This window comes from Novosphingobium rosa NBRC 15208 (assembly GCF_001598555.1).
GTDB lineage: Bacteria > Pseudomonadota > Alphaproteobacteria > Sphingomonadales > Sphingomonadaceae > Novosphingobium > Novosphingobium rosa.
In genome coordinates, this window is sequence record NZ_BCZE01000054.1 from 40,290 (window position 1) to 61,283 (window position 20,994).

General features: G+C 66.7%; 17 protein-coding genes. 12 read left to right on the forward strand and 5 right to left on the reverse strand.

Annotated features, from left to right (window positions below; all coding sequences use genetic code 11):
- Positions 1 to 50: 50 nt before the first annotated feature.
- A complete protein-coding gene (locus SR3_RS19700; protein ID WP_068090022.1) occupies positions 51 to 1,517 on the forward strand; it encodes an MDR family MFS transporter in 1,467 nt (488 codons plus the stop codon).
- Positions 1,518 to 1,560: 43 nt separating this feature from the next.
- Here SR3_RS19700 and SR3_RS30735 read toward each other — a convergent pair whose 3' ends face one another.
- Positions 1,561 to 2,505, reverse strand: a complete 945-nt coding sequence (locus SR3_RS30735) for a glycosyltransferase family 4 protein (protein ID WP_169805668.1) — start codon at positions 2,503 to 2,505, stop codon at positions 1,561 to 1,563.
- A 414-nt stretch (positions 2,506 to 2,919) separates the two neighbouring features.
- Positions 2,920 to 3,336, reverse strand: coding sequence for a YybH family protein (locus tag SR3_RS19710; RefSeq protein ID WP_068090004.1), 417 nt, complete (start codon positions 3,334 to 3,336; stop codon positions 2,920 to 2,922).
- 152 nt (positions 3,337 to 3,488) lie between these two features.
- Here SR3_RS19710 and SR3_RS19715 point away from each other — a divergent pair, with 152 nt between their 5' ends.
- From SR3_RS19715 to SR3_RS19725, 3 genes are all read left to right on the forward strand, one after another.
- Complete coding sequence (locus SR3_RS19715; protein ID WP_157098986.1) at positions 3,489 to 3,986, forward strand: hypothetical protein; 498 nt, start codon at positions 3,489 to 3,491, stop codon at positions 3,984 to 3,986.
- 109 nt (positions 3,987 to 4,095) lie between these two features.
- Positions 4,096 to 5,193, forward strand: a complete 1,098-nt coding sequence (locus SR3_RS19720; protein ID WP_068090006.1) for an FUSC family protein — start codon at positions 4,096 to 4,098, stop codon at positions 5,191 to 5,193.
- A gap of 76 nt (positions 5,194 to 5,269) precedes the next feature.
- Positions 5,270 to 5,767 (forward strand): RrF2 family transcriptional regulator, encoded by a 498-nt coding sequence (locus SR3_RS19725; RefSeq protein ID WP_068090007.1) that lies wholly within the window; start codon positions 5,270 to 5,272, stop codon positions 5,765 to 5,767.
- A gap of 33 nt (positions 5,768 to 5,800) precedes the next feature.
- Here the strand turns inward: SR3_RS19725 and SR3_RS19730 are convergent, their stop codons facing one another.
- Both SR3_RS19730 and SR3_RS19735 read right to left on the reverse strand, forming a co-directional pair.
- Positions 5,801 to 7,447: an alkaline phosphatase D family protein gene (locus SR3_RS19730; protein WP_068090008.1), complete on the reverse strand. Its 1,647-nt coding sequence runs from the start codon at positions 7,445 to 7,447 to the stop codon at positions 5,801 to 5,803.
- 79 nt (positions 7,448 to 7,526) lie between these two features.
- Positions 7,527 to 9,929, reverse strand: a complete 2,403-nt coding sequence (locus tag SR3_RS19735; protein ID WP_068090009.1) for a TonB-dependent receptor — start codon at positions 9,927 to 9,929, stop codon at positions 7,527 to 7,529.
- A 267-nt stretch (positions 9,930 to 10,196) separates the two neighbouring features.
- Here SR3_RS19735 and SR3_RS19740 point away from each other — a divergent pair, with 267 nt between their 5' ends.
- From SR3_RS19740 to SR3_RS19770, 8 genes are all read left to right on the forward strand, one after another.
- Positions 10,197 to 12,008 (forward strand): aspartyl protease family protein, encoded by a 1,812-nt coding sequence (locus tag SR3_RS19740; protein WP_068090010.1) that lies wholly within the window; start codon positions 10,197 to 10,199, stop codon positions 12,006 to 12,008.
- A gap of 19 nt (positions 12,009 to 12,027) precedes the next feature.
- The gene (locus tag SR3_RS19745) at positions 12,028 to 13,341 is read left to right on the forward strand and encodes an MATE family efflux transporter (RefSeq protein WP_245654005.1); all 1,314 of its coding nucleotides are present in this window, start codon (positions 12,028 to 12,030) and stop codon (positions 13,339 to 13,341) included.
- A 183-nt stretch (positions 13,342 to 13,524) separates the two neighbouring features.
- A complete protein-coding gene (locus SR3_RS19750) occupies positions 13,525 to 14,595 on the forward strand; it encodes a hypothetical protein (RefSeq protein WP_068090011.1) in 1,071 nt (356 codons plus the stop codon).
- A 105-nt stretch (positions 14,596 to 14,700) separates the two neighbouring features.
- Complete coding sequence (locus SR3_RS31905) at positions 14,701 to 14,841, forward strand: hypothetical protein (protein WP_169805669.1); 141 nt, start codon at positions 14,701 to 14,703, stop codon at positions 14,839 to 14,841.
- On the forward strand, positions 14,838 to 16,847 hold the full coding sequence (locus tag SR3_RS19755) for an FUSC family protein (protein WP_068090012.1): 2,010 nt from the start codon (positions 14,838 to 14,840) through the stop codon (positions 16,845 to 16,847). The genes SR3_RS31905 and SR3_RS19755 overlap by 4 nt, the downstream gene beginning before the upstream one ends.
- Positions 16,844 to 17,065, forward strand: a complete 222-nt coding sequence (locus tag SR3_RS19760) for a DUF1656 domain-containing protein (protein WP_068090013.1) — start codon at positions 16,844 to 16,846, stop codon at positions 17,063 to 17,065. Before SR3_RS19755 ends, SR3_RS19760 begins: the two co-directional genes overlap by 4 nt.
- On the forward strand, positions 17,062 to 18,051 hold the full coding sequence (locus SR3_RS19765; RefSeq protein WP_068090014.1) for an HlyD family efflux transporter periplasmic adaptor subunit: 990 nt from the start codon (positions 17,062 to 17,064) through the stop codon (positions 18,049 to 18,051). Before SR3_RS19760 ends, SR3_RS19765 begins: the two co-directional genes overlap by 4 nt.
- A complete protein-coding gene (locus SR3_RS19770; RefSeq protein WP_068090015.1) occupies positions 18,048 to 19,454 on the forward strand; it encodes an efflux transporter outer membrane subunit in 1,407 nt (468 codons plus the stop codon). The genes SR3_RS19765 and SR3_RS19770 overlap by 4 nt, the downstream gene beginning before the upstream one ends.
- Before the next feature lie 258 nt (positions 19,455 to 19,712).
- On the opposite strand, the gene SR3_RS19775 is transcribed toward SR3_RS19770, so the two are convergent.
- Positions 19,713 to 20,994, reverse strand: a 1,282-nt coding sequence (locus tag SR3_RS19775) for a putative PEP-binding protein (RefSeq protein WP_084455741.1), incomplete at its 5' end; no start/stop codon positions are given.

The following is a 20,994-nucleotide window of genomic DNA, read 5'->3' on the forward strand; positions in this document are numbered from 1 at the left end:
GCCTTGTCCCCGGCACGGGAGACGGGCTGACGGGCGGGGCGGCGGCGGCGGTGGGCGCTCCGCCCTGCCGCGATGAGGAAGACGCGCCCGCGGCGGCGGCCGTCAGCAAGGCTCCCGAGAGGGTTGTCGGCTATCGCACCATGGCGATGATCATCGCCAGCGCGCTGTTCATGGAATTCCTCGACGCGACGGTGCTCTCCACCGCTCTGCCGACCATGGCGCGCGATTTCCATGTCCGCGCGCCGGATATGAGCGTGGCGCTCACCTCCTATCTGCTGGCGCTGGCCATCTTCATTCCCGCCTCGGGCCGCTTGGCCGACCGTTTCGGCGCGCGCACGGTGTTCCGCACCGCGATCATGCTGTTCATGGCGGGCAGCGTGGGTTGCGGCCTTGCTCCCACGCTGGAGGCCATGGTCGTCGCGCGCTTCGTGCAGGGGCTGGGCGGGGCGATGATGATCCCGGTGGGGCGGCTGGTGCTGCTGCGCTCGGTGGACAAGGCCGATATGGTCGACGCCATGAGCTGGCTGATGGCCCCGGCGATGATCGGGCCGATTCTCGGCCCGCCGCTGGGCGGCCTGATCGTGACCTGGCTCGACTGGCGCTGGATCTTCTACATCAACCTGCCGATGGCGGTGCTGGCGGTGTGGCTGGTGGGCCGCTATATCCCCGATATCCGCGACGATGTGGATGATCCCTTCGACTGGATGGGCTTCGCGCTGAGCGGCATCGCGCTGGGCTGCCTGCTGTTCGGCTGCGAATTCATCAGCCGTTCGGGGCAGGCCTGGCTGGCGGTGCTGCTGCTGGCGCTGGGCACGGCGACGGGCACGGCCTATCTGCGCCATGCGCAGGGCAATCCGGCGGCGATCCTCGATCTGACGCTGCTCAAGGATCAGACCTTCCGTCTCTCGGTGATTGCCGGGTCGATCACGCGGGTGACGCAAGGCGCGCAGCCCTTTCTGCTGCCGCTGATGATGCAGCTCTCCTTCGGCTTTTCCGCGGCGCGTAGTGGCACGATCACCGTGGCCACCGCCTGCGGATCGCTGGCGATGAAAAGCGCGGCGCCGGGCCTGCTGCGGCGTTTCGGCTTCCGGCAGGCTTTGGTGTGGAACGGCATCTTCGCCACCTGTGGCTATGCCGTCTGCGGGCTGTTTTCCGCCGCATGGTCCGATTGGGCGATGTTTGGGGTGCTGGTGGTCTGCGGCATGTCGATGTCGTTCCAGTTCACCGCCTACAACACCATCGCCTATGCAGGGATCGAGAAGGACATCATGAGCCGGGCGACGGCCTTCTATGCCACCTTCCAGCAGCTGATGCTGTCTCTTGGCATTTGCGCCGGGGCGATGGCGCTGCATGGCGCGATGCTGATCGATGGCCATGCCCGCCCGCTGCAGAGCGATTTCTCGGCGGCCTTCTGGGTGGTCTGCACCATCTCGCTGACGGCGACGATCTGGAACCTGCGCTTTGCCCCCGATGCCGGGAACGAGATCAGCGGGCATGGTTTGTCCAAAGAGGCGTGAACAGGGCGCCGGGGTAACACCCCGAGCCCTGCCTCACATGAGCTTAAATATTTCTGGACAGGGCTTGCGCGTAAACATCGTTCCAGCGCCGCGCCATCAGTTCGGCGTCGAAGCGGGTTTCGATCTTGGACAGCGCCTGATGCGACATGGCCTCATAGCCGCCGCTTTCCACCAGCGCCTCAAGGCGGTCGGCGATGGTCAGGGCCAGATCGGAAAACAACGTGTCCAGCATCTCGCTGTAGGCGGGATTGAGCCGGCCCGGCGTGTCCTCATAGACATGCGCCCAGCGGCCATTCGCATCGCAAGGCATATCGACCAGAATGCCGTCCTGCCCGTCATCGATCACTTCGGGAATGGCGCAGATCCGGGTGGCGATGCAAGGGGTGCCCCCGGCCATCGCCTCCAGCAGGCTGAAACCGAAGGAATCATCCAGCGTGGGCAGAAGGACGAAATCGCTTTTGTCCATCAGGGCCAGCGCATCGGCATTGGACATGGCGCCGTGCAACGTGACTTCGGGTGCGCGCAGCAGGTCGATGTCGCTCTTGTAGAAGTCGACGCTGGTGTCGGTGTAAATGTGCGGCCCGTGGTCTAGTGAAGAGATGATGTGCAGGCAATGCTTCAGCCCGCGCTGCGTGAGCAGCCTGGACAGGCGGGCACAGACCGCGCCACCCTTGCGCGCCCATTGGCCGCCCACGAAGGTCAGCACCAGCTCGCCCTTGTTTAGCTGCTTGGGCCTACCGCGGCGCTGGATGCTGGGGTACATGATCTGGGGCTGGAAGCGGTCTTCCTGCACCTCAGGCCAATCCCTGGCGTAGCTGCGCAACAGGCGTAGGGCGAAGGCGCTGATCGGGTAGAGCCCGCGACAGCGCCTGGAAAAGAAGTGCTTGCGAAGACGTTTGCGGGCGCTGGTGGAAGCTACGTCTCCGTTCATCACACGCGGCAACTCACCCTCGAAGCTGACGACATAGGGTTTTGTGCCTAAGGGCACATAGTTGAACGCATGAATGAGATCATGCGGAGCCGTGGAAATCGGGAAGCTCAGCCCCTTTAAAATGACCGGAGACAGACGCTGGCCGAAAATCTTTGCGGAGACTGAATAAAGTGGAGGAATACGGGCGCGTGCGACACTGTCAAATGTATCGACGCGTGGTGTGGCAAACCGCGATGGATAATCGACGCCAGCGAGTATGTTTGCCATGCTAAATCCTTATTTGCATTTTCAGGAACCGCTCTGGTGAACGGTCATGATGCGAAATGCTGCACAGACCTTGTCTGTTAAAATTGCCGGGAAAATTTGTATAGGGGTTTGGAGACTGTTTGGAGAATGCGCGGGATGGATCGAGGATAGGACCGGCCTTGCCAATAAGCTTATTGGCGTAGCGCCGGGCTGGCACAAGACGGTCTATCGCAGCGTCAGATAGAGTTCGGCCTCGATCACCCAATCCCCGGCGATCTTGCGCCATTTGGCGGTGTAGTCGCCGCCGCTGGTCTGCTCGCCCCCGCTTGCCAGATCGCTGGAGGTGCCGGTCCACACGCCATGCTCCAGAGCGATGGGCTCGACGCTGGAGGCGACGATCCGCTCGGGCTTGCGCAGATAGATCGTGCGCGGCTGGGCCGCGAATTCGCGTTTCCAGGCCGTCAGCTGCGCCTTGCGCCCGGCCAGCACGGCGCTGTCGGTGCCGGTGATCAGCTGGGCGCCCTGCGCCAGCAAGGGGCCGATGGCGGCCAGATCGCCCTGAGCCAGCGCATGGTTGAAGGCGGCGCGGCGCAGGCGGATGGCAAGATCGGCGTCACTGGAGCCGGGGCTGGAGCTGGTCATGGGGCAAGAGGCTTTCCGCTGAGGGCAGGGAGCTTCCCTTTGGCGGCAGGCAGGCCATCAGGGCAAGCGCGATGATGGCGGCGATCCGATGGTTGCATTGCCTGCAAGTCTCACGGCGGTTTTCGCTGTAAGCGAGAACCGGTGGTGGTTTCGTGCGTTCTTCCCCGATCATGGATCATCTCTATATCGTTGAAATCGGAGGCAAGCGGCAGGATTGTCTGTTCGAGAGCCATCTCGTCCATGCGCTGGTCGCCCCTGATGAAGCCGCCATGATCGAGCGCTGCCGCGCAACCTTCGCCTATCAGCTTCAGGCCGCCCATATCGACGGCTGGGTCGGCCTGCCGGTGGAGCGCGACGATCCGTTCCAACCGCTGCCCAGGACCCAATGCTATCTGGTTGAACTGGGCCGCAACACCGCCGATTTCCTGCGCGAACAGCATGATTACCGCTTCGTCGCCGCCAGCGACGGGCGTGAGGCCATCGCGCGAATCCGCGCCGGGATGCCCGGCTGGCATGTCGATACGGTGGTCAACATCGACCGGCTGGCGCTGGATCGCGGCTGGCGGCTGAGGCGTGACGGGCCTGACGGCCTGCCTGCGCGTCATCAGGTCTCGCGCTATCTGCCGTTCGACCGGGTTCCAGCGCCATAACGTTTGCGTTGCGCGACGAGTCGCTTGCTTTCTTCACGCTTGGCACCATTTCGGGCTAGGGATAGGGGCGCGCCTCTCGCTCCCGCTGCCCGTTCCTTATGGACTCATCATGCCTGCTCTGAACGCCGCCTTCTTCGCCCAGCCACGCTTGCGCAATGCCGCCATTCAGGCGCTGCGGGTGATGGTTGCCTGCGCCGTGGCCTATGGCCTGTCGCACGCGCTGGGGTTGCAGCAGGGCTATTGGTCGGTCTTCACCGTGCTGGTGGTGATGCAGGCTTCCACCGGGGCCACGGCGGGCGCCGCCATGGACCGCTTGCTGGCCACGGTGGCGGGCGCGCTGCTGGGCGCTGTGGCGGTGCTGGTCACCCCGCATGAGCCATTGCCCATCGGCATTGCGCTGGTGGTGGCCACCGGTGTGGGAGCCTTTGTCGCCGGTTTGCAGCCGCGCCTGAAGATCGCCGCGCTGACCGCCTCCATCGTGATCCTCACCCGCCCGATGATGACGCCGGTGGGGGAGTTCGTGCTGAACCGCATCGCGGAAATCCTGCTGGGCGGGGTGATCGGCGTGGGCGTCAGCCTGCTGGTGCTGCCGCGCCGCCCGCATCGCGTGCTGCAGGGGCGGCTGGCGGGCGTGGCCGAGGCGATGGTGCCGGTGCTGGAAGGCCAGGCCGGGGCGCTGGAAAGCGGCAAGGGCTTTTCCTCCAGCGCGGCGACGATTGCGCTGCGTCAGGCGCTGGTCGGCGCGGAAACCTTGCTGGCCGAGGTGAGGCAGGAGCGATCCTTGCGGCTGGCGCGCGGCGAGCTGTCCGATGCGGTGCCGCGCACGCTCTGGCGCATTCGCAACGATATCGCGCAGATCGGCCGCGTGCTGGAAGCGCCCTTTCCGCTCGATGCGCTGGGCGGGGTGGGGTCAGACGGCGCGCAGGTGCTGAGGCAGGAGGCGCTGTTCGTGGCCAGCTGCGCCAGGGCGATGCGCGATGGCGCAGCGGTGAGCCAAAGCGGGGCGCAGCAGGCGCTCGACGCCTTCGATGCCGCCTTTGCGCAGGTGCGCCAGACCGAGGCGGCGCGCAGAATCGATTTCGACGACATCGGGCGGCTCTTCGGCCTTTCCAATCTGCTGCACCGGTTGCGGCAGGATATGGGCGATCTGGCGGAACGCCTTGGCGAAAGCGCCCGTGGCGAGGGCGAAGAGCCGCCCGAAAACTGATCCTGCCGGCCTGCGCCGCCGCTTGCTTTGCCCTGTGAAACCGCTTATGGCGCGCTAGGAACGGAGGCGGGCTTTCATGCTATCGCAGCAATCGCGCTATGCATTGAAGGCGCTGATCTATCTGGCAGGCAAGGATGGGAGCAAGCCCCATCCCAGCGCGGAAATCGCCGCTGGCGCCAACATCCCTCGCAAATTCCTCGAAGCGATCCTGCTCGATCTGAAGCTGGCGGGCATCGTCCACAGCACGCGCGGCAAGGCGGGCGGCTATGTGCTGGCGCGCCCGGCCGAGCAGATCAGCTTTACCGAGGTGATGCGGGTGACGGATGGCCCGCTGGCGCTGGTCCATTGCGCCAGCCAGAAGTTCTACCGCCGCTGTCTGGACTGCACCGACGAGGCCGCCTGCGCGCTGCGCCGCATCATGATCGAGGCGCGCACGCAGCTGGCCGCCGTGCTGGATCATCGCACGCTGGCCGATGCGGCGGGGCTGGTCGATATTCTGGCGGGCGATGACACGCCGGGTGACGATCTGGATATCGATGCCGCGCTGGACAAGGTGCGCCCGGCTGCGGTCTGAACCTTTGCCCCGGCCTGAACCGGGGCGACGGTTTCAGGCCCTATGCATTCCCGGATGGCCGCGCTCGACAGCAAAGCTGGCATAGGTGGAGACCGTGCCGCCCGGTGAGGACACGCGGTCGATCACCTTCAGATCGGCGTGGAGCACATCCCGGCCCATATCGCAGAGCACATAGCCGCGCCGGTCGATGGTGGCCTTCAGCACCGGGTTGTCCGCCAGCTGCTGCGGGGTGTTGAGCTCTCCCATGCCATCGTCCCCCGAAGACACCGAGGTGCCGAGAAATTCGGTGGTGATGACCTTGCCGGGTTTCGCGCCGGGCGCGCCCTCATCCTGCACGACATCGCCGGCGTAATGGCGATGCGCATCGCCGCTGACGGTGACGACATTGCCCGGGCAGGCCTTGTCGATATGGGCCAGCAACCGGCGGCGGCTGTGCATATAGCCCGACCAGCGGTCCATATTGTAACCCTTCACGCCCCCCTGAGCGCGCCCGACCAGATGCATCAGCATCACCTGATGCGCGATCAGGTTCCAGCGCGTGTCTGACTTGGCGAGGCCGTTGAACAGCCATTGCTCCTGCGCATCGCCCATCATGGTGCGGGCGGGATCGTAGGCGGCAGGGGTCATCGGGGCCAGCTTGTCGCCGCCGGGCAGCTTTTCCGCCTCGCCGATCTGGTCGGAGCGGTATTGGCGGGTGTCCAGCACGAAGGCACTCATCAGATCGCCATACCGCGCGCCGCGATACATCTGCATATGGCTGCCATCGGGCATGGCGGCGCGGCGCAGCGGCATATGCTCATAGTAAGCCTGAAAGGCGGCGGCGCGGCGGTAGAGGAAGACCTCCGGCGGGGTGCCGTCCTGATCCCAGCGGTCGGCCCAGTCATTGTCGACCTCGTGATCGTCGAGGCTCATCCAGAAGGGGGCGGCGGCATGGGCGGCCTGCAGATGCGGGTCGGTCTTGTACTGGGCGTAGCGCTGGCGGTAATCGTCGAGCGAATAGGGCTCGTCATTGTTGTGCTTGCGGGCGCGGGGGAATGTGTTGCCTTGAATGGTCAGGGTGTCGGCGCCCTTTTCGTTGGTTTCGTAGATGTAGTCGCCATAATGGAAGACGAAATCCACCGGCTCCTGCGCGATATGCTGCCAGGCGGTGTAGTGGCCGTGCTCGTAATGCTGGCAGCCCGCGACGGCGAAGCGCAGGCGGTCCACCCGCGCGCCGGGCAGTGGCAAAGTGCGGCTGCGGCCCGTGGCGCTGACCTGCCCGGCGATGCGGAAGCGGTAGAACCACACGCGATCCGGCGAGAGCCCTGCCACCTCGACATGCACGCTATGGCCGAGTTCCGGGGAGGCCAAAGCCTCGCCCTTGGCCACGATGGTGGAGAAGCCCTCGTCGGGCGCGACTTCCCAGCCTACGATCATCGGCTGGCGCGGCATGCCGTAATGCTGCTCGGCGGGGCGGGGGCACAGGCGGGTCCAGATCACGAAGCCATCGGGTGCGGGATCGCCCGAGGCCACGCCCAGCGCGAAGGGGTCATCGGTGAAGCGCGGATTGGCCTCGATGTTGCGCGGCCATGAGGAAGCGGCCAGCAGCGGCCAGCCTGCCGCCAGAGCGCCCGCGCCGATCCCGCTTTTCGCCATCAGCGCCATCAATGCGCGCCGGTCGAGGAAGGGGATCTGCGCCATGGGACTGTCTCTCAAAATCAGGTGAGGCCGGGGGTGAGCCCGGCCTCTTGTGTTACGCTATGCCGTTCAAACGCAAGCCTTAGAAGCTGGCGCGCACCCGCACCCCGAAGCTGCGCGGATTGCCCGGATAGCCCTGAGCGATGCCGGTCGACTTCGTCAGGCCCAGCAGGTTGAAATAATAGGTCTTGTTCAGCAGATTGTCCGACCAGAGCTGCACATCCAGCGCATCGCCCAGCAGCTTCACGCCCACGCGGGCATTGACCAGCGCATAGGCCGGAATGTTGGCCAGCGGGTCCAGCGTGATGGTGGTGTTCTGGCCGGTGCGCCAGTTGGCGTCGACCAGCCAGTAGCCCTTCACATTGTGGTTGAGCTGCACCGTCTGGTCGAGGCTCAGGTCGGCGGTCCACTTCGGTGCCCAGGCCACCTGGCGGCCGGTCAGGTCGCAGGAGAGGGCGGTGTATTCCGCCGGGCAGGCCGAATTGTGGAACGAGCTGTAATAGGCATGGTCAAAGGCCACGAAGCCCTTGGCGTGGAAGCCCTTGGGCAGCCAGGCCTCGGATTCCAGCTCGACGCCGTTGGAGGTGAGCGAGCCCACATTGGCCAGGAATTTCAGCGCCGTGTTGCCCACGCCCACCGATTCATTGGCCTGATAGTTGCTGACCTTGGTGTGATAGGCGGTCAGGTTGATCTGCAGGTGCTTGTCGAACCACTGGCTCTTGATGCCGCCCTCGAAATTGTCGGCCTGCTCGCCCTTCACGGTCTGGCCGCCGCCCAGCGCGAAGATGCGCGGATCGACCACCGGCAGCAGGTTGAAACCCGCCGACTTATAGCCGCGCGCATATTTGGCATAGAGCATCACGTCAGGCGTGACCTGATAGCTGAGCGTGCCCTCGCCCGAGAGCGCATTGTCCTTCAGCGACTGGTTGACCGAACCCATCGCCGCATTGGCCGCCGCACTCGACATATCGGCGATCTGCGCGGCGTTGAGGTTGCCGGTGTTGGAGGTCAGCACGCCCGAATAGAACTCGCTGCGGCTTTCCCACGTGTAGCGCAGGCCCCCATCCAGCGCCAGCTTGCGGTCCGAAGTGGGATGCCAGCTGACATTGGCGAAGAGCGCCTCGGTGTTGGTGTGGAACACCGCGTGGCTGTTCATGCCCACGCCGGCCACGGCATTGGCATAGGCGCCCTGCGCCCAGCTCTTGCCATTGATGTTGGGGAAATCGGTGGCCGAGGGGTTGGCGGCCCAGATGTAATATTGGTCACCGAAGCGGATGCGGCTGTCCACCGCCAGCTGCTGGCGCGAGAGGAAGCCGCCGACCGTGGCCTCGATCGGGCGGTTCTTGGGCGTGGACCAGCGCAGCTCCTGGCTGAACTGCTGCTCATTGTTGCACGAGCCGTAATCGGGGATGGCGTTGAGCTGGGTGTAGTCATTGTCGTTGTTGGTCCAGCACTTCCAGTGCTCCCAGGCGGTGATCGAGGTGATCGTGCCCGCGCTGCCCAGATCGTAGTCGATGGTGCCGCTGCCGGTATAGGAATCGGTGCGGGCGTTGAGCGCGGCATCGATGTTGAGGTAGCGCTGGCTGGCGTTGCTGGCATTCAGCACATAGCCCGCCGCCGCCATGCGCGCCTGCAGCGCGGTGGGGGTGTAGATCTGGGTCACGATGGGCGACATCGTGTTGAAACCCTGATGGTTCCACGCCGCGATCAGGCGGACGGTCAGTTTCTCGTTGGGGGTGAACAACAGCTGGCCGCGCAGGCCCTCGCCCTGACGGCCATTCTGATACTGGCCGTTGTAGAGGTTCTTGTAGCTGCCATCCATCTCGCTGTAATAGCCGGACAGGCGGAAGGCGAGCTTGCCGTCGATCAGCGGACCGGTCAGGCTGGCCTTGCCCTCACGCAGCCCCATATTGCCGACATTGGCTTCCGCCGTCACGCCCGGCTTGAAGCTGGGTTTCAGCGTGTTGATGATGACCGTGCCCGCCGTGGTGTTCTTGCCGAACAGCGTACCCTGCGGACCGCGCAGCAGCTCTACATCAGCGATGTCGTTGAAATCATTGCTGACCATGCCCTGACGGCCGGTGTAGACGCCATCGACGAAAATGCCGACCGAACCATCGATGCCATCGGTGTTGAAGCCGTTGTTGCCGATGCCGCGAATGCCCAGATTGAGCTGCTTGGGGTTGGTCAGATAGACCGAGAAGGCCGGGAACTTGTTCTGGAAATCGGTGAAGTTCACCAGATTTTCGCGGGTCAGTTCGCCTGCCGAAAGGGTCGTGATGGGGATCGGCACGCTCTGCGCATTTTCGGCGCGCTTGCGGGCGTAAACCGTGACCTCATGGGGATCTTCGGCGGGGGGCGCCTCCTCGGCGGCTTGCTCGGCCTGAGGGGCGGCGGGGGCGGTGCCGGCGTGAGCGCTCAGCGCCACGAAGGGCATCAGCGAAACCGAGGCAAGCGCCAGCATCCGGCGAACGGCAGACGTCATCGAAAACACCTCATGAAGGAAGGAACCCGTGCGGCCTTCTCGCCCGGGAGCGTGGGCGGGGCCGTCCTGTGGGGGCGCTGATATTGCGAGGCTGTTGCGCTTTTGTGACGAAACCATGCGGCCAGGGATAAAGTTGCGCCTGTTTGTTGCGGTGCGGTGGGGTGCCGGGCAACTTTCTGTATCTCTTCGAGAAATGACAAGACAGCCGTTCCTAGGCTGCTAGAAACCATGATGAATCGAAACCTCAGCCAAAGGGATAGGGCGGGCATGACGATTGAAGTGGGTAAGGTCTCGCGCGGGTTCGCGCGCATGATGATGGTTGCGCTTCTGACGAGCGGGGTTGGCGTTTCTTCCGCCTATGCCGCAGACTGCACGGCAGCCAGTTACGGCACGCTGCCGGTGGAGATGATCGGCGGGCGGGCCACCACCATGGTCAAGATCAACGGCAAGGATATGCGCTTTATCCTGGATACCGGCGCCTTCTTCAGCATCATGTCGCGCGCCACCGCGCAGGGACTGGGTCTGCCGCTGCAGATGACGCCGCCGGGTTTCTATATCCAGGGCATTGGCGGCAAGGCCGACGCCAGCATCGCCACGGTCCGGGATTTCGGCATTCTTGGCGCCAATCTGCACAACATCCAGTTTCTGGTCGGCGGATCGGATGCTGGCACCGGTTTGCTGGGCTCCAACCTGCTCAACATTTTCGATCTGGATGCCGATCTCTCGCAGGGCAAGGCCACGCTGATCAGAACGAGCGGTTGCGGCTCCAAGGCCTCGCTGGCCTATTGGGCCAAGGACGGGAATTATAATGAGGCCCCGCTGCTCTCGCCCAAGACCGAGCATGACCGCTCCAGCCGCGTCACGGTCTTTGTCAACGGCAAGCCGGTGATCGCCGAGCTGGACACCGGCGCCACCACGCTGATCACCCGCAAGGCGGCAGAGCGCGTGGGGATCGACATGCATTCGGCGGCGGTGACCCCGGGCGGCTTCTCGCGCGGTTTCGGGCAGAAGACGAACGATGCCTGGAACGCCCGTGTCGCCCTGTATCAGGTGGGCACCGAAACCATCCAGAACAGCCATATGCGGGTGATCGACGGTGAGTTCGATACCAACAGCGAGCCCACCGAGATGCTGTTGGGCATCGATTTCTTCCTCTCGCACCACATCTTTATCGCCCATAGCCAGCGCAAGGTCTATTTCACCTACAATGGCGCGCGCCCCTCGGTGCTGGACAAGGCCTCGCAGGTCAGCGCGGCTTCGAAACCGGCGCCCGCTGCCGATGCGGCGGAGCTGCAGGATGCGCAGGCGATCGGGTTGCGGGGGCAGGCGCATCTCTCACGCGGGGAATTTGCCGAAGGGATGGCCGATCTCGACAAGGCCATCGCCATGGCGCCTGACGCGCCCGCCAGCGCGGGTTTCTACTTCGAGCGCGCCAAGGCAAAACTCGCACGCGGCAGCGCGGATAAGGGCGAAAGCGCGCTCTCCGATCTGGATGCCTCGCTGCGCCTCGCGCCCGATCGGAGCGAGGTGCTGCTGACCCGCGCCCGCGTGCTGATCCGGCGCCATGAGCGTGACAAGGCCGATGCCGACCTGGCCGCCGCCGGGCGCGCGCTCACCCCGGGCTCGCAGCAGACGCTGACTCTGGCGGGCCTGCTGATCGATCAGGACCGCCCGCTTGAGGCGATCCCCTTGCTCGACACATGGGTGAAGCTGCATGGCGAGGACGCCAATCTGCCATCGGCGCTGAACACGCGCTGCTGGGCGCGCGGTCTGGCGGGCACCCAGCTGCCCCAGGCGCAGGAGGATTGCCGCAAGGCGATCAAGGGCTATGGCGAGAAACCGGCTCTGCTGGACAGCGCCGGGCTGGTGCAGCTGCGCATGGGCCAATATCAGCAGGCGGTGGATTTCTACACCAAATCGCTGGCCGGCCGGGCGGACAATGGCTGGGCGCTTTACGGCAGGGCGCTGGCGAAATTGCATCTGGGGCAGGAAGCGGGCAAGGCCGAGCTGGCGGCGGTCCGGCTTTCGCATCCCGTCATCGTGGCGCGGGCAGAAAAGCTGGGTCTGACACCGCCCTGACGGAGATGACACCCACCGCATGAAGGCAAGGACGATCTGGGCTCTGGCGCTGCCCGCCATGCTCACCAACGTGGCGACGGCGCTGTTCGGCCTTGCCGATCTCTGGGTGATCGGCCGACTGGGCGACGCCGCCGCGCAGGGCGGGGTGGAGCTGGGCGCGCGTTTCATGACCTCGCTGCTGGTGGTGTTCAACTTCCTGCGCACCGGCACCACCGCGCTCAGCGCGCAACAGGCCGGGCGGGGCGGCGCGGGCGGGCAGGCCGCCACGTTGGCCCCCATACTGGCCCATGCCGCGCTGCTGGCCGCCGCCATCGCCGCGCTGCTGCTGGCGGCCTATCCGCTGATCGTGCCGCTGGGGCTGGGCTGGCTGGGCGCCAAGGGCGACCTCTCGCTGCTGGCCGGGGCCTATATCGCGCGGCGCTATGGCGCGGTGCCCGCCGCATTGATCAATGGCGCGCTGACCGGCTGGCTGGTGGGCCAGCGGCAGGTGCGCGGCGTGCTCGCCGCCGAGGTGGGCGCCAATCTGGTGCATATCGCGCTGGACCTCACGCTGGTGTTGGGCCTGCATTGGGGGGTGGGGGGCGTGGCCAGCGCCTCGTTGATCTCCGAATGGTTGAAATTCGCGTTTCTGCTGATGCTGGCGCTGCGGCAGGGGGCTTGGCAGGGCCTGCGCCAGCATCACGCCTTGCTGAGCGATCTGACGCCCTTCCGCCGCCTGCTGGCCCTCAACCGGGACCTCTTCCTGCGCACCCTGCTGCTCACCGGCGTGATGCTGGAGTTCACCCGCACGGGCGCGAAGGCCGGAGCGGTGACGCTGGCCGCCAATGGCATATTGTTCCAGATGTTCATGCTCTCCGCCCTGATCCTCGACGGTTTCGAGACCGCCGCGCAAGTCCTCTGCGGCGAGGCGGCGGGGCAGGGCGATGCGCCCGCCTTCCGCGCGGCGGCGCGGGCCAATCTGCGCTGGGGTCTGGGGCTGGGGCTGGTCATCACGCTGGTCTACGCCGTGGCGGGCGCGCAGATCGCCGCCAGTTTCACCCTCAACCATGCGGTGCAGGCCGAGGCCATCCGGATCGCGCCATGGGCCGCGGCGCTGCCGGTGCTGGGGGTGGCGTCTTATGTGATGGACGGGGTCTTCGTGGGCGCGGGCTGGGCGCGGGCGATGCTGGGCACGATGGCTGCCGCCTTTGCGGCCTTCAACGCCGCGCTGTGGCTGGCCGCTCCGCTGGGCAACATCGGCCTGTGGCTGTCTTTCTACCTGCTGCTGGTTGCGCGGGCGGGCGGGCAACTCTTGTGCTTGCCGGGACTGGTGCGCAGGCACCTTTCGGGATAGCTTTGATGGTCGCATCGTTTTGTGCGAAAAACCGGTTCCCACTTTTTCGCACGATGCTTTTATGGCCGCATCGTTTTGTGTGAAAAACCGGTTCCCACTTTTTCACACGATGCTTTAAGGAAGCTTACGGGGTCCGCCCGGATCGAACTGGCGGGCCAAGGGGTTATCGACGAAGGCCGGGACATGAGACAGATCGAGATCGCGGCCCACTGCATGGGCCTCCTGTCCATGGGAGCGCTCAGCACCGTCCCGCTGACAGCGCTGGCCCAGACCAGCGCGCCCGAAACCCTGCCCGAACCCGCCACCGTCCCTTGCCCCGCCGACGGCATGGAGCATTGCCTGCAGGTTCCCGGCGTCGCCGTCCCGCCCGATGCGGGCAACCATCCGCTGATCGTGCCGCCGCCCGCCCTGTGGTCGATCGGCGTCTCGGGCGGTCTGGCCCCGCGCGATGGCGGGGCGACCGGCGCCTATGGCGCGGTCGAGCTGCGCCGCCAGATCGGCCATGGCTATGTGCAGGCGGGCGCCATGCGCTATCACACGCCGCTGCTTTCCGATGCGGTGTCGGCGGCCTCCACCTTCAATGTCGGCACGCTGGCGGGGGGGATCAATCTGAACAACTGGCTGCTCGATGGCTATGTCAGCTATGGTTGGCAGCATTTCGGCGCGGTGCGGGTCGACGATGGCAGCGGGGTGAACACCACCGTGCGCCCCAGCAACGGCCCCGGCGGCAGCCCCTATTACGCGGCGGGCGTCAGTCTGGGCAAGATGATCCCGGTCAGCAACCGCACCTTCATCACGCCGACCGTGGCGGCGGTCTATGCCTGGGGGCGCTGGCTGCGTCCGGCGGGCACCGTGTTGTCCGCGCCCGGCCAGCCCGTCATCCCCGGTCAGGATTACGCCACTGGCGAACCGACCTGGACCGGCACCATGCGCCTGCGCGCCGACCATATGGTGGGCCGGGCGCGGCGCAGCTATCTGGGCGTGTCGCTTGCGGGCTTGTGGTCCAGCAACGCCACCTCCTTTGCCGGAGCGGGCGGGGTGGGCGGCGTCGGCGGGCCTGCGGGATCGGGTCCGGGTCTGCCGGGGCCGGGCGCCAATGCCTTTCGCCTGCGCGATCCCTGGGTGGAGGTGGCGCTGCATGGCTCGCTGGCGATGACCCGCCTGCTGCGCGGCGAGCTGACCGTGGCGCGCACCGCAGGGCTGGTCTCGGGGGATACCACCACGATCAATCTGGGTTTGCGTCACCAGTTCTGAAGATCTTCGGGGTAGACGAAGGGGCAGGTTCTATTGGCGGTTGGTCGGATTGATTGTGGGGACGCCCCTGCGTAACGGGGCAGTTGGGGGGGTATGAGAGACCTAATGATCTTGACCCCATTGGACTGGAACAGCGGCCATGCCTGCATGGCCGCCTTTACGGCTTGCGTGCATCACGCCGGCGTGGCGGGTGTTGCCCGACGCGCGGCGGCGGCGCGTGCCTGTCAGGCAGGGCGGGATCGATGAAGAATCTGGGGCCCGCCACGCTCTATTCGCTCAAGACCGCCGCGGCGGCCTTTGCCGCGCTGGGCATCGCGCTGATGATCGGCCTGCCCATGCCCTTCTGGGCGATGACCACCGTCTACATCACCAGCAATCCCCTGTCGGGCGCCACCCGCTCCAAATCGATCTACCGCGTGATGGGCACCACCATCGGCGCGGCGGTGGCGGTGGCGATGGTGCCCGCGCTGGTGGACTGGCCCGCGCTGCTCAGCCTTGGCCTCGCCAGCTGGGTGGGTTTCTGCCTGACGGTCTCGCTGCTGGACCGTTCCCCGCGCGCCTATGTGATGATGCTGGCGGGCTACACCGCCGCGATCATCGGCTTTTCCAGCGTGGACCGGCCCGAGGCGATCTTCGACACCGCGGCGGCGCGCGTCACCGAGATCACGCTGGGCATCGTCTGCGTCACGGTCGTGCACAGCATCTTCTGGCCGATGTCGGTGGGCGAGCGGCTGGGGCCGCGCCTGCACGGCTGGCTCTCCGATGCCGAGCAATGGATGCGCGACGCCATCGCGGGCAACCCCGATGAGATGGTCGACCGCCGCAGGCTGGCCGTCGATGCGCTGGACTGCATCGCGCTGGCCACCCATGTGCCTTACGACACCTCGCACTGGCGCGAGGCGACGCGGGTGGTGCAGGCGCTGCTCTACCGCATGCTGCTGCTGCTGCCGCTGCTGTCGGGCAGCGTGGACCGCCGTGCGGCGCTGGGCGACGATCCGGTGCTGGCGGACGCGCTTGCCGGCACCGACCGCTGGCTGGAGGCGGGCGCGCCGCCCGCCATCCCCGACTATCTGCATATGGCGCCGCAAGAGCGCGACTGGCGCGGGTTGTTGCGCGAAAGCTTTCTGGTGCGCCTGTCGCAAAGCGCCACGGTGATCGCCGAATGCCGCCAGCTGCTGGCAAGGCTCGACAATCCCCATGCGCCGCTGCCCGATGAACTGGTGGCCGAGCGCATCCCGCTGAAGCTGCACACCGATCCCGGATCGGCGGTGCTGGCAGGCCTTGCCGCGATGTTCGCGCTGATGCTGATCTGCACCTTCTGGATCTGGACCGGCTGGGTGGATGGTGGCGGCGCGGCGGCGATGACCGCGGTGTTCTGCTGCCTCTTCGCCGCGCTGGACAATCCGGTGCCCGCGATCCTCAACTTCGGCGGCTCGATCATCGCCAGCGTGCCGGTGGCGGGGGTGGTGCTGTTCGGGATCCTGCCGCATATCGAAACCTTCGAGATGCTGTGCCTGGTGCTGCTGCCGATCTGTCTGGTGGCTGGCATTTTCATGATGCACCCGCGCTATGGCGGCACGGCCACGGCCTTTATGGTCGGCTTCGGCAGCGGCATCGCCATCACCGAGACCTACACCGCCGATCTGGCCCATTTCATCAACACCAATGGCGGGCAGGTGGTGGCCGTGGCGGTGGCGGTGGGCGTGACCGCCACCTTCCGCAAGGTCAGCTCGGAAAGCGCCATCGCCGTGCTGGTCAAGCGCCTGCACCATGATCTGGCGGTGCTGGCCGGGGCCCGCACCCCGCCCGATCCCAACCGCACGCTGGTGCGCGCCACCGACCAGCTGGCCCTCATCACCCAGCGCCTGACCGATGACACCGACGGTTCGGTGGCAGGCCTTGGCGAGGTGCGCGTGGCGCTCAATCTGGTGACGATCCAGCATTTGCGGGTGAACGCGCCGCGTGCCCCCCGCGTGGCGCTGACCCGCCTGCTGCGCACCGCTCAGGAGCATTTCGCCAGCAGCCAGCCCGGCGATGCCCCGCCGCCGCAGCTGCTGGGCCAGATCGACAAGGCGCTGCGCCTGACGCTCGACACCCCGCCCGAGGCGACCGAGGCGCTGATCGGCCCCGGCGCCCTGATCGTCGCCAACCGCGCGCAGGGCCGCGCCGCGCTGGTGGCGATGCGCCGCAATCTTTTCCCCACCGCCCCGGCCTTCGCGCCGGAAGGCCCCAGCCCGGAGGTAACGGCATGATCCCGGAATACAGTTTCGGCGGGGTGCTGGTGGCCACCGTGCCCGTCACCGCCTTTCTGGCCTTTGTCATCGCGCTGCTGATCCACCGCCTGCTGGTGGCTGCGCGCTTCTATCGCTGGGTCTGGCATCCCGTGCTGTTCGATACGGCCGTTTTCGTCACGGTCTGGTGCCTCATCACCCTCTATCCCCTCCCCGTACCGCAAGGACTGCTGCCATGAACGCCCCCGTTTCCCGCAATCTGCGTCAGGTGATCCAGGTCGCCATCACCGGAGCGGCGGTGATCGTGGCGGTGATCGGCGCGCGCGCCCTGTGGACCCACTATCAGGTGGACCCATGGACCCGCGATGGCCGCGTCCGCGCCGAAGTGGTGCAGGTGGCCCCCGACGTGCAGGGGCTGGTGACCAGGGTCTATGTCGGCAACGACCAGCTGGTGCATCGCGGCGATGTGCTCTTCGAGATCGACCGCGCCCGCTTTGAACTGGCGCTGCATCAGGCTGAGGTGGGGCAGCAGAAGGCCGCCGCCGCCGTGATCCGCGCCGGGGCCGCGATTCAGAGCGCCACGGCCAGCGTCAGCGAGGCCCGCCGCGAGGCCGCCCGCAACAAGGGTCTGGGCGATCTGGTCGCCACCGAAACCACCGAGCAGAGCCAGACCAAGGTGGCCGAGGGAGAGGCCAGGTTGGCCGAGGCCCGCGCCGCCCTGGCCGAGGCCCAGACCGCCGTGGCCGAAACCAAGAACGCCCGCGATGTGGCGGCGCTGAACCTTGAGCGCACCCGGGTGCTGGCGCCTCTGGATGGGCGCCTGTCGGATCTGTCGCTGCGGCCCGGCAATTATGTGTCGCCGGGCAAGCCGGTGCTGGCGCTGGTGGACACCGGCTCCTTGCGCATCGAGGGCTATTTCGAGGAAACCAAACTGCCTCAGGTCCATATCGGCCAGCGCGCCACCGTGCGCCTGATGGGCGAGAGCCGGACGCTGACCGGTCATGTCACCTCCATCGCCTCGGCCATCGAGGATCATGACCGCTCGGCCAGCCCCAACGGTCTGCCCGCGATCAATCCCAACTTCAGCTGGGTGCGTCTGGCCCAGCGCGTGCCGGTGCGTATCGCTCTGGACAATCCGCCCGCCGATGTGGCGCTGATCTCGGGCCGCACCGCCACGGTGACGCTGGATCAGGGCGCGCCGAAGCAGCAGGGGCAGCACCGGTGAGGCGTCTGCTTTCCGGGGTTGCCCTTCTGGCGCTGGCGGGCTGCGGCGTGCCGCCCCATGTCGCCCAGAAACCGGTGATCGATAACCCCGCCACGCAGGGCGCCTTCCGCGAGGGCGATGCCCTCCAGCAGACCGGCGGCATCTCCCGCGACGATCTGCCCGCCCGCTGGTGGCACCTCTATGACGATCCGGTGCTCGACGGTCTGGAAGAGCAGGCGCTGGCCGCCAACATCGACCTGCGCGTGGCGCAGGCCAGCCTGACCCGCGCCCGCGCCGTCTCCGCCGCCGCCGAGGGCCAGCGCGAACCCGATTTCGCCGCCAGCTTCGGCGTGCAGCGCGCCCGCCTTTCGGGCGAGAGCTACCTGCTGGAAGAGCCGATCCCGGTGGCGACCCTGGGATCGGCCTCGGCCTCCATGTCGTATCAGATCGACCTCTTCGGGCGCATCAAGCACAGCATCGAGGCCGCCCGCGCCGACGAGGAAGCCACCCAGGCCACCATCGGTGCGGTGAAGGTGACCCTCGCCGCCGATGTGGCCCGCGCCTACATCACCATCTGCGGCGCCAATGAGGACCGCGAGCTGGCCGAACACGCGCTGGAGCTGCAAGGCCATGCGCTGGAGATCGCCAGACGCCTGCAAGCTGCCGGTCGCACCTCCACGGTGGACGTGACCGCCGCCGAAGGCCGCTACGAACAGTTGCGCGCGCTGGTGCCGGTGCAGAAGGCGCGGGCTCAGGCGGCGCTCTACCGGCTGGCCTATCTGATGGGCCGCACCCCCACGGAATACCCGCGTGAGGCCGAAAGCTGCAACGCCATCCCCCAGCTGAAGGATCCGCTGCCCGTCGGCGATGGCGCCGCCCTGCTGCGCCGCCGCCCGGACGTGCGCATGGCCGAGCGCCGTCTGGCAGGGGCCACGGCGCGTATCGGCGTGGCCACCGCCGAGCTGTATCCTCAGGTGGGGATCGGCCTGTCAGGCGGCTCGCTGGGCTTCCTCAAGGACCTTGGACAGGCCGCCGCCAACATGTGGAGCGCGGGGGGCCTGATCCGCTGGAACATCCCCGGCGCCGGAGCCCGCGCCAAGGTCCGCGCGGCAGGCGCCGATGCCGATGCGGCGCTGGCCCGCTTCGATGGCGTGGTGCTGGGGGCTCTGCGTGAGACCGAGACGGCGCTCAACGCCTATGCGCAGGACCGTGACCGCGCCGTGGCCATCGTCGCGGCGCGTGAGGCGGCGGACAAAGCCGCCGATGAGGCGCGGCGTCTGCGTGCCGCCGGTCGTTCGCCGCTGCTGGCGGACATCGGCGGGCGTCAGGGGGCCCTGGGCGCCAAGGCTTCGGAACTGAGCGCGCGTGAGGGGCTGGCTCACGATCAGGTGAACCTGTTTCTGGCGTTAGGCGGGGGTTGGTAAGAAGGCAGGAAGAGACGATGCGAGGGCCATCGCCCTCGCGCTCCCGTTAATGTCTACGTCGCGCATCGGGTTCGGCGTTGCGCTCAGCTTGCCGCGCCGCAGGCTTTAAACGAGAAAAGGCGCCGTGGCTTCCTGCCTGCGGCGCCTTTTCCTTGTGCTGGTGGAGAGGTGGCACGCAAGGGTCGGGTGCCACTGCCCATGCGTCGGGAGACGTCATGGGAGCGCGAGGGGGTAACCCCCTCGCACTTATCCCTTAAATCACCCCCTGATCGCCGCCTGAGCCGCCGCCAGTCGCGCAATCGGCACGCGGAACGGCGAGGCCGAGACGTAATCCAGCCCGGTCGCCTCGCAGAAGGCGATGGAGGCGGGATCGCCACCATGCTCGCCGCAGATGCCCAGCTTGATGTCGGGGCGGGTCTTGCGGCCACGCTCGGCGGCCAGAGACACCAGCTGGCCCACGCCCTCGATATCCAGGCTGACGAAGGGATCGCGCGGGTAGATGCCCTGATCGACATAGGCGCCCAGGAAGCGCGCGGCATCGTCGCGGCTGATGCCCAGCGTGGTCTGCGTCAGATCGTTGGTGCCGAAGGAGAAGAAGCGCGCTTCTTCCGCGATCTCTCCGGCCATCAGCGCGGCGCGCGGCAGCTCGATCATGGTGCCCACGAGATAGTCCAGCACCTTGCCCTTTTCCTCGAAGACCTTGGCGGCGGTGCGGTCGATCAGGGCTTTGAGGATCTCGACCTCGCGCTTGGTGGCGACGAGCGGGATCATCACTTCCGGCACGATGGCTTCACCGCTTTCCGCCGCGACATCGCAGGCCGCCTCGAAGATGGCGCGGGCCTGCATTTCGTAGATCTCTGGGAAGGTGATGGCGAGGCGGCAGCCGCGATGGCCGAGCATGGGGTTGAACTCATGCAGTTCGCCCGCGCGGCGCTTGAGGGTTTCCACGCCGATGCCCACGGTTTCCGAGAGATCCGCGAAATCCGCCTCGCTGTGCGGCAGGAACTCGTGGAGCGGTGGATCGAGCAGGCGGATCGTGGCGGGCAGGCCGGCCATGATCTTGAAGATGGCGCGGAAGTCCTCGCGCTGTGCGGGGAGCAGATGCGCCAGCGCCGAACGGCGACCGGCCTCATCCTCGGCCAGAATCATCTGGCGCACGTAAGGAATGCGCTCGGCGTCGAAGAACATATGCTCGGTGCGGCACAGGCCGATGCCCTCGGCGCCGAAGTTGCGCGCCATGCGGCAATCCTCGGGCGTTTCGGCATTGGTGCGCACCTTCATGCGGCGGTGCTTGTCGGCCCAGCCCATGAGGGTGGCGAAATCGTCACCCAGCTCGGGCTCGATGGTGGGGACGGCGCCAGCGAAGACATCGCCGGTGCTGCCATCGATGGTGATGACATCGCCTTCCTTCAGCGCGCGGCCGCCGAAACGGAGCGTGCGGCTGGCGTTGTCGATCGAGAGCGTGCCCATGCCCGAAACGCAGGGGCGGCCCATGCCGCGCGCCACCACGGCGGCGTGGCTGGTCATGCCGCCGCGCGCC